Source organism: Corynebacterium sp. AOP40-4SA-5, from assembly GCF_052377355.1.
Taxonomy (GTDB): Bacteria; Actinomycetota; Actinomycetes; order Mycobacteriales; family Mycobacteriaceae; genus Corynebacterium.
In genome coordinates, this window is the sequence record NZ_JBQSWS010000004.1 from 146672 (window position 1) to 165239 (window position 18568).

Below are 18568 nucleotides of genomic sequence, written 5' to 3' on the forward strand. Positions count from 1 at the left end.
TCGTCGGGAATCGAGGTGTTTCCCCGGCCCGTCTCCGCCCGCTAGCGTGACCCGTCATGCAGACAGCTCGGTCTACACGAAGGCCCCTCCTCATCACCGGCGCGGTGCTCCTGTCGTCCGTCCTCGTCAACGGGGCCCTCGTGGCCTGTGGCCAGGCAGGCGCCGACCACGGAGACGACTACGACGGTCCACCGATCAGCGGCGGGACGCTCCGGGCGGCCTTCGACACCGACATCAAGTGCGCGGACGGCCAACAGGTCGGCAACAACACGGCCCTGAACGTGTCCCGGCAGATCACGGACTCGTTGACCGACCAGGACCCCGAGACCGGGGAGATCGTCCCCTGGCTCGCCACCTCCTGGGACATCAACGACGACTCCACCGAATTCACCTTCCACCTCCGCGACGGGGTGACGTTCCAGGACGGCACCGCCTTCACCTCCGCCTCGGTCAAGGAGAACTTCAGGCAGATCGTGGACCTCGGCGCGAAGTCCTCCCTCGGGTCGACCTACCTCGCCGGACTCGAGGGGGTCGACACCCCGGACCCGCACACCGTCACCGTGCGCTTCGCACGACCGAACGCACAGTTCCTGCAGGCCAGCTTCACGATGACCCTGGGTTTCTACTCCCCGGCGACCTTCGGGAAGACACCGGAACAACGGTGCACCGGGGACCTGGTCGGCACCGGTCCCTTCTCCCTCACGGACTTCAACGCCTCCGCCAACGCCACCCTGGAACGCAACGACGACTACGACTGGCCGTCCTCCCTGGCCGACCACGCCGGGCCCGCCTACCTCGACGGGATCGAGTTCACCGTGGTGCCGGAGGCGGGGGTGCGAAACGGCAGCCTCGCCTCCGGGCAGATCGACGTGGACACCGCCGTACAACCCCAGGACGAGGAGCTGCTGGAGCAGTCCGGCTACCCTCTGGTCGAACGGCCCAACCCCGGGGTGAACTACTCCTTCTTCCCCAACTGGTCGACAGGACCGTTCCAGGACGTGCGTGTGCGGCAGGCGGTGAACAAGGCGATCAACCGTGAGGAACTCACCGCCGTGCTCTCCTCACGGCAGAACCCGGCGACCTCCGTGCTGGCGAGCACCACCCCGGGCTACACCGACCAGTCCGACCTGCTCACCTACGACCCCGAGGCCGCGTCGACGTTGCTCGACGAGGCCGGCTGGACGCGCGACGACGACACCTCGACACGCACCCGCGACGGCGAAGCCCTGGAGATCCCCGTGGGCTACTGGCAGACCGCGCCGTTCCTCGAGGTCGTGCAGCAGCAGCTCCGGGCCGTCGGCGTGGACCTGCAGCTGCGCAGGCAGACGATGAGCGAGAGCGCCGCCGACCAGGAGTCCGACACCAACGACATCGACTTCTACAACCTGACCAGGTCGGACCCGGACGTGCTGCGCACCGTCTTCGACGCGTCCGGCCGCAACGTCAACAACCGCGGACCAGGTCGCGCCGACGACCTGCTGGAGAGCAGCCTCACCACCCTGGACCCCCGGGAACGCGCCGACATCGTCGCCGACACCACCACCGAACTCGTCGAACAAGGCCACGTGATCCCCCTCACGGAGCTTTCCGGCATCTCCGCCACCGCCCCTGAGGTGCACGGATTCCGGTACGAGGGGTCCAGTCGGCTGCAGCTCCACGACACCTGGTTGAGCACCGCCGTCACCGAGGGGGACCCGACGTGAACGCCCGTGAGATCGTCCGCCGGACCATCCACGGCACCCTCGTGGTGTGGGCCGCGTACACCCTGACGTTCCTGCTGCTCTACGTCCTGCCGGGTGACCCGGTGACCACGATGCTCAGCGGAACCGGTCAGGTCGAGGCCACCCCGGAGCAGGTCGCCGAACTACGCGCGGCCTACGGGCTCGACGGGTCCCTGCCGTCGCAGTACCTGCGCTCGCTCGGCGGCGTGCTCACCGGCGACCTCGGGACGTCCTACCTCACCGGTGAGGCCGTGACCACGCAGCTGGCGCAGACGGTCCCCGGCACCGTCCTGCTCGCCCTCACGGCCCTGGTCATCGGGGTCGGCGTCGGGGTCCTCACCGCCGTCGGGGCGGTGTACACCCGGCGGCCCCGGGTGGCCGGGCTGCTCGCCGCCCTGCCAGTACTGGGGATCTCGCTGCCGACGTTCTGGGTGGGCCTGTTGCTGCTGCAGGTCTTCTCCTTCCGCCTGGGCTGGGTACCGGCCCTCGGCGGTGGCGGCGTCACCGGTGCCGTCCTGCCGGCACTGACCCTCGCGGTCCCGGTGGCCGCCACCGTGGCGCAGGTCCTGCTGCGCAGCCTGACCGCCACCTGGCGTTCACAGTTCATCGGCACCTTCCGCGCCGCCGGGTTCCCCCGGTGGCGGCTGACCGTCACACACGCCCTGCGGGCGTCCCTGGGCCCGGTGCTCTCCGTCGCCGGCGTGCTCACCGGGGAACTGCTCGGCGGCGCGGTCGTCGTGGAGACCGTGTTCACCCGCAACGGCGTCGGGCGCCTGCTCACCACCGCGGTGACCTCGCAGGACGTCCCGGTCGTGCTGGGCGTGGTGCTGTTCTCCTCGGCCGTCTTCGTGGCCGTGGTCGTCGCCGCCGACCTCCTGCGACCGCTGGTGGACGCCAGGACGGCCCAACCACGCACCGCAGGTGCCCGGGCACCCCGCCCGTCCGCCGTGACCACCGGAAAGGCAACCGCATGACCGCCCCCGCACACCTCCCCCGCGCCCGCCCGGCCACCGCGGTGGCTCCTGTGGTGGCCTCTGTGGCGGCTTCCGGGGTCGTCCTGGTGCTGATCGCCTGGGTCCTCGTGCCGGGCCTGTTCACCTCCGCCGACCCGTTGACCGGGCAGCCGCTCGACCGGCTGCAGGCGCCGGGGACCGAACACCCCTTCGGCACCGACCACCTGGGTCGTGACGTGTGGGGGCGGGTCGTCCACGGCGCACGCGGCTCGCTGGGCACCGCAGCCCTCGCCGTGGCGGTCGGCGCCGTCGCAGGAAGCCTGGTGGGGGCGGTCGCCGGATACGCCGGTGGTGCCGTCGACACCGTCCTGTCCCGCGGCACCGACGTCCTGCAGTCGGTCCCCGGGCTGCTGTTGTCGATCGCGGTGGTCGCCGGGCTCGGCTTCGGCCCCGGAAAGGTTGCCGTGGCCGTCGGTGTCGCGGCGCTGCCGACGTTCGCCCGCGTCGCCCGCGGCGAGGTGCTGCGGTGGCGGACGAGCGCCTTCGTCGAGGCCGCCCGCCTCAACGGTGTGGGGTCCGCCCGGATCCTCTCCCGGCACGTGGCACCGCACGCCCTGGGTCCCCTGGCGGGCCTGGCGATCCTCCAGTTCGGTTCCGCCCTGCTCGCCGTGGCGGCACTGAGCTTCCTCGGGCTGGGAGCATCACCACCGGCACCGGAGTGGGGGCTGCTCGTCGCCGACGGACGCAGCTACCTCTCCAGCGCCTGGTGGCTGACGACGCTCCCGGGGCTCGTCGTCGCGGCCGCCGTCCTCTCCGTCAACATCCTCGCCAACGCGGTGACACGCCGCGCGGCGTCCCCACCACAAGGAGGTCACCATGACCGTCGTACTACATCCCGAAGCACACCCCGAAGAGTCCGTCCGACCGGCGGAGACAAGCAAACAGAATCAGAACCGGCACGTCCCGCCTGAGACGGCCCGGCCACCGGCCCTCGACCTGGCGGGCCTGACCGCCACCTACCGCACCCGTGCCGGGTACTCCCCGGCCGTCGCGGACGTCGACCTGGCCGTCGGGGTGGGGGAGACGGTGGCCCTCATCGGCGAGTCCGGGTCCGGCAAGTCCACCACCGCGCGCGTTGCGGCGGGCCTGGCACAGGACGGCCCCGGCGGTCCCGACGGACTCGCCGTGACGATCTCACACCACCGCATCCTGGGTCGCGACGTCTCCACCGCAGGGCCGGCGGCGTGGAACAGGCTCCACCGTTCGCACGTCGGCTACGTCCCGCAGGACGCCGGCGAGGGGCTCAACCCCGTGCGCACGGTCGGCAGCCAACTCGCCGAGGCGTTCCGCCTGCACGGCGGGGGACGCAGGGACGCGGTCCGTCGGACCGCCGAAGCCCTGCGCGACGTCGGCCTGGACGCGGCGGTGCACGCGCGCCGCCACCCGCACCAGCTCTCCGGTGGACAACGCCAACGCGTACTCATCGCCCTGGCGCTGATCGGCGACCCGGCGCTCGTCGTCGCCGACGAACCCACCTCCGCCCTCGACGTCACCGTCCAGAAGAAGGTCCTCGACCTGCTGGAGGCCCGCGTACGGGATTCCGGCGCCGCCCTGCTGCTGATCACCCACGACCTGGGTGTGGCCCACGGCCGGGCGGACCGCGTCGTGGTCCTCAAGGACGGCCGCGTGGTCGAGGAGGGGGAGACGGCCACCGTGCTGAGCTCCCCGCGGCACGCCTACACCCGGGAGCTCGTCGCCGCCGTCCCCGAGGCCCGACCCGAGGCCCGCCCCGAGGCGCCGCTGCGACGTCCGGACGCCCCGGCGGTGATCAGGGCGAGTGGTCTTACCAGGGTGTTCGTCCCCGGAGCCGCCCCGGCGGTCGACGCCGTCGACCTCACGGTCCGTTCCGGCAGCACGCTGGGTATCGTCGGTGAATCCGGGTCGGGCAAGTCAACGACCGCGCGGATCCTGCTCGGGCTCGAGCCGTTCGACGGCGGCGCCGCGGAGGTGCTCGGCCGCAGGCTCGACGGCAGGGGGAGCCGGGGTCGGAAAGGCGGGGACGCCGTCGCCCTGTCGCGACGCGCACGGCTGATCCACCAGGACCCCACCGGGGCGCTCGACCCCAGGTTCACCGTCGGACGGTCCGTCGCCGAGCCCCTCGACGGATTCGGCATCGGCGACCGCGCCTGGCGTCGACGGCGGGTCGCGGAGCTGCTGGACCTCGTCGCCCTGCCACGGGACACCGTGGACCGGCGTCCGTCCGAACTGTCCGGTGGACAGCGCCAACGCGTCGCCCTCGCCCGCGGTCTGGCGGTCGACCCCGAACTCCTCGTCCTCGACGAACCGGTCTCCGCCCTCGACGTCTCCGTGCAGGCCCGCATCCTGGACCTGCTGGTGGACCTGCGCGACGAACTGGGGTTGACCTACCTGTTCATCAGCCACGACCTCGCCGTCGTCCGCTCCATCGCCGACGAGGTCGCCGTCATGGCGGCGGGTCGGGTGGTCGAGTACGGAACCACGGCGCAGGTCTTCGACGACCCGACCGACGAGGTCACCCGGGCGCTGCTCGCGGCGGCCCCCAGCATCCCCCGGAAGGAGCCCCACCATGTCTGACAGCACGAACACCACGAAACGCCAGGTTCACCTGGCCGCCCACTTCCCGGGCGTCAACAACCACTCCGTCTGGTCCGACCCCGAGTCCGGCTCCCACATCGACTTCGACAGTTTCGAGCACTTCGCCCGCAGCGCCGAACGCGGCCTCTTCGACTTCCTCTTCCTCGCCGAGGGACTCAGGCTGCGGGAGCACAAGGGCAGGATCTTCGACCAGGACGTGGTTGGACGCCCCGAGACCGCCACGGTGCTCGCCGGGCTCGCCGCGGTCACCGGGCACATCGGGTTGACCGGGACCTTCTCCTCCACCTTCAACGAGCCCTATGACCTGGCCCGCACACTGGCCACCCTGGACCGGGTGTCCGGGGGACGGGCGGCGTGGAACCTGGTGACCACCCACAACGCCTTCACCGGGGCGAACTTCCGGCGCGGCGGCTTCCTCGACGGCGCCGACCGCTACCGTCGGGCCGAGGACTTCCTCGCCCTGGCCAGGACGCTCTGGCACTCCCACGACCACGGCGCCGACGGCTCCTTCGCGCACACCTCGGAGTTCTTCGACGTCCGCGGGCACTTCCCGGTGCCCACGACGCCCCAGGTCAGCCCGGTCATCTTCCAGGCGGGCGACTCCCCTGAAGGGCGGGACTTCGCCGCACGCAACGCGGAGGTGATCTTCTCCCGACACTCCGAGGCAGAGGCGGGACGGGAGTTCCGGAAGGACATCGACCGGCGTCTCGCCGCCGTCGGACGCGATGCCGGGGACCTGAAGATCTACCCCGGGATCTCCGTCATCCTCGGTGACACCGCCGCCGAGGCGCAGGAGCTCCACGAGGACGTCCGGCGTCGCCAGGTCACCGGGCCCGGTGCGATCGCCTTCCTCGAACAGGTCTGGGGCACCGACCTCACCCACCTCGACCCGGACGGGCCCCTGCCGGAGCAGGACCCCGACACCGGCAACGCCGACATCACCCGCGGTCGGGTGCGCCACGACAAGGACCCCCGCGCGGTCGCCGACCGGTGGCGCGAGCTGGCACGGGAGCGCGACCTGTCGATCCGCGACCTCGTCACCGAGGTGTCCGGACGTGGCGGCACGCTGGTGGGGACGCCACACCAGGTCGCCGAGCAGTTCGACGAGCTGACCCAGGCACGAGCGGCGGACGGCTTCATCCTGGTTCCGCACCTCTCGCCGGGCGGGTTGGACGGGGTGGTGGACCGTGTGGTCCCTGAACTCCAGGACCGTGGCGTGTACCGGGAGTCCTACCCGGACACGTTCCCGGACAACACCCTGCGCGGCAACCTCGGCCTGCCCGCCTACGACCACCAGTACGCGGAGGTGCCGGCATGACCGTGGTGATCCGGGTGGCCCCGCAGGCCGCCCTCGACCTCCCGGCGCTGCGCGCGCTGGCGCTCGCGCTCGACGGTGCAGGCGGTGCAGACGGTGCAGGTCCCACCGACATCCTGCTGCTCGAGGACGACTTCTCCTCCGGGCAGAACGCGGTCACCGTCGCCGCCTGGCTGGCCGGGCAGACCACGGACCTGAGGATCGTGCCGGAGGTGCCGCTGACCCACACCGAACCCTTCCACGTCGCCACGTCCACCGCCACGCTCGACCACGTCAGCAGGGGACGCGCCGGCTGGTCGCCGACGGTGCAGACCGACACCACGTCCGCCGCGCTGGTGGGCCGGCGTCCCGCCTCGCCCGACGGTGTGTGGCGTGAGTTCGGGGACATCGTCTCCGCCGTGCGCAGATTGTGGACGTCCTGGGAACCGGACGCCGAGATCCGTGACGCGGCGACCGCGCGTTTCATCGACCGTGACAAGGTCCACTACGTCGACGTCGAGGTCACGGACTCGGTGGGGGAGGTGTTCACGGTGAAGGGCCCGTCGATCGTGCCCCGCCCGCCACAGGGCGAACTGCCCACGGTGGTGACGGTCGCCGAGCCGGCGTCGGTGACGGCGGCCGGGGAGGTGGCGGGGGAGGCGTCCGGCGTCCTGATCGTCGGTGACCGGTTCGTCACCGGCGACGGTGGCACCGGCGAGGTCCTGCGGCTCGCCGACACCGCCGACGTCCTCGCCGCGGCCTCCCGGTACTCCCGGGCAACACGGTGAGGGACCTCGGACCCCCGGTCGACTCCGTCGTACTGGTCGGAGCGGGGCCGCGCGCCACCGGGGTGCTGCAGGCCCTGGCCGGTGAACTCGACGGCTCCCGACGGCTGACCGTGCACGTCGTCGACCCGTACCCCTGCGGTGCCGGACGGATCTGGCGGGCGGACCAGCCCGGTCAACTCTGGATGAACAACACCGCCGACGAGATCACCGTGCACCCGGACGGGACCGGCCCCACGCTCGCCGACTGGTCCGGGTCGCCGGGGGCGTTCCTGCCGCGCCGGGAGGTGGCGTCCTACCTGCGCGACGCCTTCGCCCGTGCGGTCGACGCGTTGCCGGAGTGCGTCACCGTGTGCACCTGGCGCACGCGTGCGGTGCAGGTGTCGGTACCCGGTCCCGGCGCGGGCCGGCAGGTCACCCTGCAGGACGGGACGGTGCTGCGCGCCGACGTCGTCGTCCTGGCCCAGGGGCATCTGGACGTCCGGTCCGGTGCGGTTCCCGGTCAAGGCCACACACCGCAGGGCCACACACCGCAGGGCTACACACCGCCGGGCTACACCGCCGACCAGGACCTCACCGGGGTTCCGGCGGGTGCGGACGTCCTGGTGCGTGGTTTCGGTCTGGCGTTCATCGACCTGATGATGCTGCTCAGTGAAGGGCGCAGTGGCCGGTTCGACCGTCGCGACGGCGGCCCGGTGCCCACCTACCGGCCCTCCGGGGAGGAGCCGGTGCTGTGGGTCGGGTCCCGCCGTGGTGTGCCGTACCGGTCGAAGATCGCCGGGGGTGTGACGCCGCGCAGTCCCCGCTACCTCACCACCGACGCGGTGGCACGCCTGCCACGGACGCCGGACGGTGCGCTCGCCGACGGTGCGGTGCGCACGCTGCTGTCTGCGGAGGTCACCGCCGCCCACTACACGGCACTGGCCGACCTGGGCGACCGCGGCAGGTGTGCGGTGGATGCCGGAGGCGTCCACGAACTCACCGACGCCTGGGCAGCGGGCACTGCCGGTGTCACGGCACGAACGGTCTCCGCGTCACTCGGGCACGCCGTCCCCGACCCGGCCGACCGGCTACGGCCCGACCGGTTGGACCGCCCGCTCGCCGGACGCGTGTTCGCCGACCGGGAGGCCCTCGAGGATGCGGTGGTCGGCAACACCCTGACCAACCTTCACCGCGCCACGGGGGGACGCCACCCGCAGGACGCCGCGCTGTACGCCACGCTGGTGGGGGTGCTCCCGGTGCTGCGGGGGCTACTGCGCGCCGCAGACGGGGCACGTCTTTCCGCGCAGGACGAGGCGTTCGTCCGGCAGGTCTGCGCCTCGTTCTCCTACGTGTGCTCCGGGCCGCCGCCGGAGCGGCTCGGCAACCTCCTGGCCCTGCACCGCGCCGGTCTCGTGCGTTTCCTCGGCGCCGACGCCCGGGTGGTGGAGCTGCCCGGGCACCGCGGTGGAGGTTTCCGTGCCACCAGTCCGTCGCTCCCCGGTGAGGCGGTGGAGGCCACCCGTCTCCTCGACGCACGCCTGGCGGACGTCACGGCCTCGCAGGTGTCGGACGGACTCCTGCGTGGGCTCCTGGCGTCCGGCGAGGTGGCCACGGGCCACGGGGACACCGGCGAGGCCGGTGCGGAGGTGTTCCTCGTCGACGCGGAGGGTCGGGCGGTCGGACGGGACGGGCAGGTGCGGGACGACCTCTTCCTCGTCGGTCCGGCGACGTCCTCCCCGGTGCGGGAGGGTTTCGCCAGGCCCGGCACGGACGCCCGGGTCTTCGCCGCGAACAGGTCGGTGGCGCGGTCTGTGGCCAGGTCGCTGGAGGGGACCCGTCTGCTCAACAATGTGATCTAGATCATAGTGAGAACTCTAGGTTGAGTGGAACAGACTCAAGGTTTCCGACGTTGGAACTACCGTAAGCGAAAGTTGACACGAACGCGCTAAAGTAGACACCGGCACGCACACGCAGAGAAGGAGACTGACGATGAGCGGATTCACCCCCACCACCCGAACCCAGGAGGCCATGCAGGCTGCACTGCAGTCGGCCAGCGCCAACGGTAACCCGGACATCCGTCCGGCGCACCTCCTCGTGGCGATCCTCGACCAGGAGGACTCCATCGCCCGCCCCGTCCTGCAGGCCGCCGGCGTCGACGCCGACGACGTCCTGCGCGACGCCCGCGACCTCGTCGCCGGCTACCCGCAGGCGTCCGGCTCCGGGATGGCCAACCCCAACTTCAACCGGGACGCCCTCAACTCCCTGACCGCCGCACAGGAACTCGCCGAGGAACTCGGCGACACCTACGTCTCCACCGAGGTGCTGCTCGCCGGCATCGCCAAGGGCGATTCCGAGGCGGCCAAGGCCCTGCACGACCGCGGCGGCACGTTCGACGCCATCCGTGGCGCCTTCGAGTCCGTCCGCGGCAACCGCAAGGTCACCACCGAGGAGCCCGAAGGCCAGTTCCAGGCGCTGGAGAAGTACTCCACCGACCTGACCGCCCGTGCCCGCGAAGGCAAGATCGACCCGGTCATCGGACGTGACCAGGAGATCCGCCGTGTCGTCCAGGTGCTGTCGCGGCGTACGAAGAACAACCCCGTGCTCATCGGCGAACCCGGTGTGGGCAAGACCGCCATCGTCGAGGGCCTCGCCCGGCGCATTGTCGCCGGCGACGTGCCCGAGTCCCTGCGCGGAAAGAAGCTGATCAGCCTCGACCTGGGCTCCATGGTCGCCGGCGCGAAGTACCGCGGCGAGTTCGAGGAACGCCTCAAGGCCGTCCTCGACGAGATCAAGGAGGCCGACGGCGAGGTCGTCACCTTCATCGACGAGCTGCACACCATCGTCGGCGCCGGTGCCACCGGCGAGTCCGCGATGGACGCCGGCAACATGATCAAGCCGCTGCTCGCCCGCGGTGAACTGCGCCTCGTCGGCGCCACCACCCTCGACGAGTACCGCAAGTACATCGAGAAGGACGCCGCCCTGGAGCGTCGTTTCCAGCAGGTCTACGTCGGTGAGCCGACCGTGGAGGACACCGTCGGCATCCTGCGTGGGCTCAAGGAGCGCTACGAGGTCCACCACGGCGTACGGATCCAGGACTCCGCGCTGGTCAGTGCCGCGTCCCTGTCGGACCGCTACATCACCAGCCGGTTCCTGCCGGACAAGGCCATCGACCTGGTCGACGAGGCCGCGTCGCGTCTGCGCATGGAGATCGACTCGCGCCCCGAGGAGATCGACGACGCCGAGCGCATCGTCCGACGCCTCGAGATCGAGGAGATGGCCCTGAGCCAGGAGACCGACGACGCCTCCAAGGACCGCCTGGTCAAGCTGCGTGCCGAACTCGAGGACGAGCGCGAGAAGCTCAACGGGCTCATGGCCCGCTGGGAGAACGAGCGTGGCTCCATCGACCGGCTGCGCGAGCTGAAGGAGGAACTCGACGGCCTGCGCACCGAGTCCGAGATCGCCGAGCGCGACGGTGACTACGCCCGCGTCGCCGAGCTGCGCTACGGCCGCATCCCGGAGCTCGAGAAGCAGGTCGGCGAGGCGGAGTACGAGGCCGCCCAGGCCGAGGAGCAGCGCATGCTCACCGAGGAGGTCACCCCGGACACCATCGCCGAGGTCGTCTCCGCGTGGACCGGTGTGCCCGCCGGCAAGATGCTGGAGGGCGAGACCGAGAAGCTGCTGGCCATGGAGAAGGTCATCGGTGGACGTGTCGTCGGGCAGGACGAGGCGGTCACCGCCGTCTCCGACGCGGTGCGTCGCTCCCGCGCCGGCGTCGCCGACCCGGACCGTCCGACCGGCTCCTTCCTGTTCCTCGGGCCGACCGGTGTCGGCAAGACGGAGCTGGCGAAGTCGCTGGCGGAGTTCCTCTTCGACGACGAGCACGCCATGGTGCGCATCGACATGTCGGAGTACGGCGAGAAGCACTCCGTCGCCCGTCTCGTCGGCGCGCCCCCCGGATACGTCGGCTACGACGCCGGTGGCCAGCTGACCGAGGCCGTACGGCGCCGCCCCTACACGGTGGTGCTGTTCGACGAGGTCGAGAAGGCACACCCGGACGTCTTCGACGTGCTGCTGCAGGTCCTCGACGAAGGACGCCTGACCGACGGGCAGGGCAGGACGGTGGACTTCCGCAACACCATCCTCATCCTGACCTCCAACCTGGGCGCCGGTGGCAGTGACGAGCAGGTGATGAACGCGGTGAAGGCGGCGTTCAAGCCGGAGTTCATCAACCGGCTCGACGACGTGGTCATCTTCGATGCCCTGTCGCAGGAGCAGCTGACCTCCATCGTGGACATCCAGGTCGCCCAGCTCGCCGAGCGGCTCGCCGCCCGACGGTTCGACCTGCAGGTCACCGAGGACGCCAAGGCATGGCTCGCCGAGCGCGGCTACGAACCGGCCTACGGTGCCCGGCCGCTGCGCCGCCTGATCCAGAAGGCGATCGGCGACGCGTTGGCGAAGAAGCTGCTCGCCGGCGAGGTCCGCGACGGCGACACCGTGAAGGTGGACCTGCCGCGCGACGCCTCCGGGGTCGCCGACCCGACCACCGACGCGCTCACCATCGAGTCGGTCGCGCACGAGGCGTAGTCCGACCCGGACGAACCGACGGTTTCTGTCTGGTCTGACTGACGAAGTCTCCACTTCGCCGGTCATTCCGGACAGGAACCGTCGTTGGCGTTAGGGGGCAGGGGGGGCAGGGAGCAGGCTCAGCGCACCGGCGGGTCGAAGAAGGTCGCCGGGTCGATGTCCTCCAGCGCGATCCAGTCGGCGTCTGAACCGGCACCCGCCCCGCCACCGTTGCCGACACCGTCGGGGCAGCGCAGTTCCAGTGCCGTGACCGGACGTTCGTCGATGGTCGACACCAGGGTGTACAACGTCGCCAGAATGTGCGCGCACGGCCTCGACCGGGCACGGCACGTGCAGGTCGCCGTCTCGTCCGGTGCAGCGGGGACGACCGGGACGCCGGCATCGCCGAAGCGGCCGATCAGGTCGTCCGGCAGGTCGCCGCTGGGGTCCGGACGCAGGCCGGCCAGGACGTTCCCCGCAGCGTCCTGCTCGGCGGCGCTCCAGCCGCAGGGGGCGAGCGTCACGGTGTGGGTGGAGGACCCGTCGCGCACCGCCGCAGTCACAGCAGGCGACCCATCCGCCGCATCCGCGCCCGGCAGGACCAGGTCCACCTTGTGGTTGCGGGAGAGGCTGCGGGCCTTGGGCAGCTGGGCGCGCGGTGTCCCGTCGGTGCGTTCCACGGTGCGTAGCCAGGCGCGTCCCCACAGCGTCGCCCCGAACTCGGCCCCGGCCATCAGTACTCCTCCTTCAGGTCGACCACGTCGCGCAGTTCCTCGTCGGACATGCTGGTCAGCTCGGCGCTGTCGTCGCCGGTCACGGCGTCGGCCAGGCCCTTCTTCGCCCGGTGCATCTTCTCGATGTGCTCCTCGAACGTCCCGCCGACGACCATGGTGTGCACGCTCAGCCGGTACTTCTGGCCGATGCGGTGGGCCCGCGCGGTGGCCTGTTCCTCCACCGCCGGGTTCCACCACCGGTCGTAGTGGATGACGTGTGAGGCGCGGGTCAGGTTCAGGCCGAATCCGGCGGCGCGCAGGCTGAGGATGAGCACGGGCGGCGCGTCGTCGTCCTCCTGGAAGCGTCGGACCATCTCGTCGCGGTCGGCGGCGGACAGCCCGCCGTGGAGGAAGGGCAGGGCAGCGCAGCCGAGGTGGTCGGCGAGCCCGTCGGACAGCAGTTCGCCCATCGCCCGGTACTGGGTGAACACCAGGGCCCGCTCGCCGCCGGCGGTGATCTCGGCGAGCATCTCGGCGACCCGGTCGAACTTGCCCGACCGTCCCGGCGCAGGCGTGCCCTGGGCGTGGAGGTACTGGTCGGGGTGGTTGCAGATCTGCTTCAGGGAGGTCAGCAGCGCGAGGATCTGCCCGCTACGTCCTGCGCCGTGGTGGAAGCCGGTGCTGAAGGCGGCGGTGACCGCGTCGCGGTAGAGGCCGCGCTGCGCGGCGGTGAGGCCGCAGTACACGGTGGTGTCGAGGCGCGGCGGGAGTTCGAGCGCGACGCCGTCCTTCGTCCGACGCAGCATGTGCGGTGCGATCGTCGTGGAGAGCCGCGCCGCCGCCGTGCGCGACTGCCGCTGCCGGATCGGGGTGGCGAAGCGGGTGCGGAAGCGTGCGCGCGTGCCCAGGAGCTGCGGTACCGCGACGGAGAACAGCGACCACAGTTCGTCGAGGTCGTTCTCCACCGGCGTGCCGGTCATCAGTACGCGCGCCTCGGCGTCCAACGCCACTGCGGCGCGCGTGACCTGTGAGGACGGGTTCTTGAGCTGCTGGGCCTCGTCGAACACGGCGACGCCCCACGTCCGGGCGCGCAGCGCGGAGTCGGAGCGCACCAGCGGGTAGCTGGTGAGCACCACGGTCCCGGCGGCGATGTCGTCGGGCAGCTCGCGGGTGCTGCCGTGGTAGCGCAGCACCGGCAGCTGTGGCGCGAAGCGGTGCAGTTCGCGTGCCCAGTTGCCCAGCAGCGAGGTCGGGCAGACGACCAGGTGGGCGTGCGCGGGGCGGGACGTCGCGAGCAGCGCGATGACCTGCAGCGTCTTGCCGAGACCCATGTCGTCGGCGAGCAGCGCGCCGCCGTCGTCGCGCACCCGGGCGCGCAGCCAGGCCACGCCCTGCGCCTGGTAGGGGCGCAGGTCGGCGACGACCTGCCCGTCGAGGCGTCCTGCGGTGTCCAGGTCGTCGCGGAACCGGGCGAGGTGGGCGGCGGCGGACGGGATCGCCGCGGCGTCCTCGTCCGGGACCGCGTGCCCGGCGGGTGGCAGGACGCCCGCGACCTCGGCGAGTGCGGCGTCCGTGCCGCGTCCCGCACGGGGACGCAGGACGTTGCGGGACGCCGTGCGCCACGCCCGCGCCGAGGCGTCCAGGTGGCGCACGCGCGTGAGCGTGGACAGGCACCGCGCGGTGGTGAGCAGGTCGGTGACGCACACCTCCACGTCCTCCACCTGCAGACTCTCGCCGTCCGGCACGACGAGACGCGCGGTCGTCGCACGCCCGGTGGGAAGCCCTGCGGCGTCCATCGTGGCGGGAAGGTCGTCGACGCCCCACCAGGCGAAGCCGTGTTCTGCGGGGAGGTACGTGGCCTGGAGGCGGGAGACGGGACGTGGCAGGACGATCATCCTTCGTGCAGGCGGGGGCGGGTGCCGGGCAAGGCTACGGGACGCGCCGCACGCCGCGCATATGGCGACGCGGCTGGGTACAACACTTTCGGGGGTGCGGGGTGCCTGCCGTCGACGACTGGGGAGTCGGGGGAGGACAATCAGGCGTGGGGGGCGTCGTGTAAACGGTCCGACATCAGCAGGAGGTCGAACGGGCCGGCCCAGGACTGAGGGAACACGGTGATGCCGTCGACGAGCGGTGTCGGCCCGGCGCCGGCCGCTGTAGGGTCAGTAGCTGCAGCCGCAGCCGCCTCCGCCAGCGGAGCGTAGGGGCCCAGCGGGTAGCGGGCGCGTGGGTCGCCCGGGGTCCACAGTGCGCCGGCGACCCGGTAGACGCCGAGACCGCCGCCGACCAGGTGGGAGCCGAGGGAGCCGTCGAGCGTGGGGTCGAGGTGCTCGGTCTGCTCGAACAGCAGGATGCGTTCTCCCGGGTGTCCGTCGGCGAGACGGCGCAGGTTGTCGTACTGCACGCGGTCGCGCGCGGCGAGGTCGCGGTGGTCCCCGTCGAAGGAGTCGAGCCCGGTGAAGACGACACGGCGTGAGGACGCGACGCCGGCGTTGTAGGTGCGTAACCACCGCAGCAGCGCGGCGTTGTGCGCCAGCGGCGTGCGGTACCAGGACCACATCGCGGTGACCAGCGCGTCCGGCGGAGCGTCCGGCGGTGCGTCCGGCCCGTCGCCGGCGAGGTAGCGGTCCACGTCGCGGGCCCGTTCGGCGTTGGTCTCCGCGGCGATGAGGCGGAACGCCCCGGAGGTCACGCCGTGCACGATCACCGCGTTGCGGGCGGCGAGGTACTCGGCGCAGTTGTGCAGGCCCTCGGCCCAGCCGATGACGCGGGCGTCGGCGACGAGTGCGTCGACGGCGGCCACGCCGGCCGGGTGAGCGACGGGCAGCAGGTCGCCGTCCGTCACAGCGTCCGTCACAGGGTCCGTCACAGGGGGGAGTCGCCCTGCGCGGCGGACTGCAGCAGCGGCAGGTAGTTGTCCAGCATCCACGGCAGGCTCAGCACCGAGATCGCGCTGGTGGCGTACACCATCGGCGGGTCGACGAGGGGCACGTAGCCGCCGCGTTCGACGGCGGGGATGCGGGCGAAGCCGGCGTCGGACTCCAGCTCCTCCTGGATGTCCTCGCTGAGGTACCAGGAGACCAGGACGTCGGAGTCGATGGAGGACCAGTTCTCCTTGCTCACCGGCACGGAGAAGGACTCCCCGGAGGTCGGCACGCTCGGGGCGATGCTGAAACCGAGCTGCTCGAGCAGCGTCACCCGGGAGTCGGTGGCGAGGTAGGTGTTCAGGCCGTCGGCGCTGGTCCCGGAGGCGAAGGCGATGGTCTTCCCGTCGAACTCGGGGTGCTCGTCCTTGGCGTCGGCGATGAGCTGGTTGGTGTCCTCGACGAGCTGCTCGGCCTCGTCGCCGCGTCCCAGGGCCTGGCCCACGGTGGTGGTCTGGTCCTCCCAGCTGGTCTGCCACGCCTCACCGGGGTAGGCCACGGTGGGGGCGATGTCGCTGAGGCGTGAGTACTGCTCGTCGGTGACGCCGGAGTTCACGGCGAGGATCACGTCCGGCTCGAGGTTGAGGATGTCCTCGAAGGGCAGGTCGTCGGACGACGCGTCGAGCAGTTCCGGCTCGGCGCCGTCTGTGTCGTCGCTGCCGTCGAGCGCCTCCCGGTCCCAGGGCAGCACGCCGGTGTCGTCACCGGTGTCGCCGCTCATGTCCTGCATGCCGACGGGGGTCACGCCGAGGGCGAGGGCCACGTCCTGGCTGCCCCACCCGATGGTGACGACACGCTCGGGCTCCTCCTCGATGGTGGCGGCGCCGAGGGCGGAGTCGATGGTGACGGGGAAGGCGTCGGCGTTCGCGGAACTCGAGGATCCTGAAGAGCCAGAGTCGTCTGAATCATCGGAGCAGGCGACGAGCGAGACGGCGACCGCCGTGGCGCAGAGGGCCGCGGAGACGCGGCGCAGGGGGACGAATCTGACGGTCATGGTGATCCTCATTGTTCGGGACGGTGAATAGTCAAGAGGATAGCCTACACTTCACCGCGGACATGACATCTGTCACGTCGATCCCGTGACATCCGCGCACCAGCTCATGACAAACCCCTCTACCTGCACCGACCCCGTCCCGGCAGGATCAGGGGTATGAGTACAGCACCCGTCATCAGCGTCACCGACCTGACCCGCACCTACCAGGCGAAGAAGTCCAAGGACGCCTACACCGCCGTCAAGGGGATCTCCTTCGACGTGGACAAGGGCGAGGTCTACGGCCTGCTCGGCACCAACGGTGCGGGCAAGACCTCCACCCTCGAGATCGTCGAGGGCCTCGCCGCCCCGTCACAGGGCACCGTGCGCGTCCTGGGCATGGACCCGGTCGCCGACCGCGCGCGGATCCGTCCGGAACTCGGCATCATGCTGCAGTCCGGCGGGCTGCCCAAGGAGCTCACCGTCGCCGAGACGATGCGCATGTGGGCGGGCACGTGCTCCACCCCGTTGCCGGTCGACGACGTGCTCGGCGAGGTGGACCTGAACCACCGCACCGACGTGCGCGTCGGTTCGCTGTCCGGTGGCGAGCAGCGTCGCCTCGACCTCGCCTGCGCACTGCTCAACGACCCGGGCATCGTGATCCTCGACGAGCCGACCACGGGCCTGGACCCGGAGTCGCGCGCCCGCACCTGGGAGTTGCTCGCGGCGTTGAAGGACCGCGGCGTGACGATGATCCTGACCACCCACTACCTGGAGGAGGCGGAGCATCTGGCCGACCGGATCGCCATCATGGACGCCGGCGTGATCGCCGTCGAGGGCCGGCTGGACGACCTCGCCGCCACCGAGGGCGCCGAGATCAGCTTCACCCTGCCGGACGCCGGCGCCGCCGGCGGGAACCGCGCAGGACGCCCGCAGGACGTCTTCCCGTCCTTCCCCGGCGCGCAGGTCACCCGTGACGGGGTGCGGCTGCGTATCGAGACCTCCCGGCTGCAGGAGGACACCCACCGCCTGCTCGACTGGGCCGCCGCCAACGACGTCACCCTCGGTCACTTCTCCGCCCGCCCCGCCAGCCTCGAGCGCGTCTTCGCCAAGATCGCCGGACGCGACAGCACCGTCTGAAAGGACCCGTCATGACCACCACCGCACGTGAAACCACCCGTACAGAAGTCCACTCCACCGGCACCGCCGGAACCTCCCTCCGGCGCTTCGTCGCCCTGGCCCGCGCGGAGACCCTCCAGTTCCGCCGCAACAAGACCCTGCTCGTCAACGCCACGCTCATCCCCATCGGCTTCGGCCTGGCGATGTTCTTCATCCTCTCCGGCGACGACGAGCAGTCCAAGGTCGAGGCCGCGGCAACGGCGCTGGAGTACTTCCTGCTCTTCGCGCTGATGTTCGTGCAGTTCTACACCGTGCTGTCCATGGTGACCACGCGCCGGGACGAGGGCGTGCTCAAACGCCTGCGCACCGGTGAGGCGCGCGACGCCGAGATCCTCGGTGCGTCCTCCTTCCCCGGGGCGGTGCTGACCATCGTGTTCACGGTGCTGATGTCGGTGCTGCTCATGGTCTTCGGCGCGCCGGGACCGGTGAATGTGCTGCCGCTCATCGTCGCTGTGCTGCTCGGCCTGGCGGTCACCAGTGGTCTGGCCCTGGTGACCAGCGGGTTCACGAAGAACCCGGAGGCCGCGCAGATCACCTCGATGCCGGTGATGCTGCTGATGTTCGCCACGATGGGCAACTTCCGTCAGCTCTACCCGGAGGGTGTGGACGAGGTCCTCGCCCGCACCCCGTTCGCCCTGATCTTCGACCTGGCCCAGTACGGCTGGGCGGGCAGCACCACCGTGGGCCGGATGGACGGCGTCGCCGCGTTGGGTGCCGGGGAGGTCCTCGCCGAGACGTGGCCGATGATGCTGATCCTGCTGGCGTGGGCGGCGGTGTGCGTGTGGGCCGGTGCCCGTTACGTCCGCTGGGACGTCCGGCGCTGACGTCCGGCACCACTGCTTAAATGGGG

Annotated in this window: 14 protein-coding genes; 10 read left to right on the forward strand and 4 right to left on the reverse strand. The window is 71.3% G+C overall.

Translation table 11 applies throughout. The features are described 5' to 3' along the window. The first annotated feature begins 56 nt into the window (after positions 1-56). The 8 genes from ACT3S3_RS03890 to clpB all read left to right on the forward strand — a co-directional run bounded on the left by ACT3S3_RS03890 (position 57) and on the right by clpB (position 11953). Positions 57-1703, forward strand: coding sequence for an ABC transporter substrate-binding protein (locus tag ACT3S3_RS03890; RefSeq protein ID WP_444626306.1), 1647 nt, complete (start codon positions 57-59; stop codon positions 1701-1703). Next, positions 1700-2695: an ABC transporter permease gene (locus tag ACT3S3_RS03895; RefSeq protein ID WP_301443805.1), complete on the forward strand. Its 996-nt coding sequence runs from the start codon at positions 1700-1702 to the stop codon at positions 2693-2695. Before ACT3S3_RS03890 ends, ACT3S3_RS03895 begins: the two co-directional genes overlap by 4 nt. After that, on the forward strand, positions 2692-3645 hold the full coding sequence (locus ACT3S3_RS03900; protein WP_441579081.1) for an ABC transporter permease: 954 nt from the start codon (positions 2692-2694) through the stop codon (positions 3643-3645). The genes ACT3S3_RS03895 and ACT3S3_RS03900 overlap by 4 nt, the downstream gene beginning before the upstream one ends. After that, entirely contained in the window at positions 3551-5287 is a 1737-nt protein-coding gene (gene nikE, locus ACT3S3_RS03905; RefSeq protein ID WP_301444135.1) for a nickel ABC transporter ATP-binding protein NikE, read from the forward strand. The genes ACT3S3_RS03900 and nikE overlap by 95 nt, the downstream gene beginning before the upstream one ends. Further along, the gene (locus tag ACT3S3_RS03910) at positions 5280-6626 is read left to right on the forward strand and encodes an NtaA/DmoA family FMN-dependent monooxygenase (protein ID WP_441579080.1); all 1347 of its coding nucleotides are present in this window, start codon (positions 5280-5282) and stop codon (positions 6624-6626) included. Before nikE ends, ACT3S3_RS03910 begins: the two co-directional genes overlap by 8 nt. Beyond that, positions 6623-7390, forward strand: a complete 768-nt coding sequence (locus ACT3S3_RS03915) for an LLM class flavin-dependent oxidoreductase (RefSeq protein ID WP_301443821.1) — start codon at positions 6623-6625, stop codon at positions 7388-7390. The genes ACT3S3_RS03910 and ACT3S3_RS03915 overlap by 4 nt, the downstream gene beginning before the upstream one ends. After that, complete coding sequence (locus ACT3S3_RS03920) at positions 7387-9228, forward strand: FAD/NAD(P)-binding protein (protein WP_301443820.1); 1842 nt, start codon at positions 7387-7389, stop codon at positions 9226-9228. The genes ACT3S3_RS03915 and ACT3S3_RS03920 overlap by 4 nt, the downstream gene beginning before the upstream one ends. A 130-nt stretch (positions 9229-9358) precedes the next feature. Continuing rightward, on the forward strand, positions 9359-11953 hold the full coding sequence (gene clpB, locus ACT3S3_RS03925; protein WP_441582446.1) for an ATP-dependent chaperone ClpB: 2595 nt from the start codon (positions 9359-9361) through the stop codon (positions 11951-11953). A gap of 119 nt (positions 11954-12072) precedes the next feature. Here the strand turns inward: clpB and ACT3S3_RS03930 are convergent, their stop codons facing one another. The 4 genes from ACT3S3_RS03930 to ACT3S3_RS03945 form a co-directional block, all read right to left on the reverse strand. Then, positions 12073-12666, reverse strand: a complete 594-nt coding sequence (locus ACT3S3_RS03930) for an SWIM zinc finger family protein (RefSeq protein WP_301444192.1) — start codon at positions 12664-12666, stop codon at positions 12073-12075. Continuing rightward, a complete protein-coding gene (locus ACT3S3_RS03935) occupies positions 12666-14540 on the reverse strand; it encodes a DEAD/DEAH box helicase (protein WP_441579078.1) in 1875 nt (624 codons plus the stop codon). Before ACT3S3_RS03935 ends, ACT3S3_RS03930 begins: the two co-directional genes overlap by 1 nt. A gap of 140 nt (positions 14541-14680) precedes the next feature. Next, entirely contained in the window at positions 14681-15502 is an 822-nt protein-coding gene (locus ACT3S3_RS03940; protein ID WP_301443122.1) for an erythromycin esterase family protein, read from the reverse strand. Positions 15503-15510: 8 nt separating this feature from the next. After that, positions 15511-16563, reverse strand: coding sequence for an iron-siderophore ABC transporter substrate-binding protein (locus tag ACT3S3_RS03945; RefSeq protein WP_301443121.1), 1053 nt, complete (start codon positions 16561-16563; stop codon positions 15511-15513). Positions 16564-16719: 156 nt separating this feature from the next. Here ACT3S3_RS03945 and ACT3S3_RS03950 point away from each other — a divergent pair, with 156 nt between their 5' ends. Then, positions 16720-17679 (forward strand): ABC transporter ATP-binding protein, encoded by a 960-nt coding sequence (locus tag ACT3S3_RS03950; protein ID WP_301443120.1) that lies wholly within the window; start codon positions 16720-16722, stop codon positions 17677-17679. A gap of 11 nt (positions 17680-17690) precedes the next feature. Next, the gene (locus ACT3S3_RS03955) at positions 17691-18542 is read left to right on the forward strand and encodes an ABC transporter permease (protein ID WP_301443119.1); all 852 of its coding nucleotides are present in this window, start codon (positions 17691-17693) and stop codon (positions 18540-18542) included. Positions 18543-18568 lie beyond the last annotated feature (26 nt).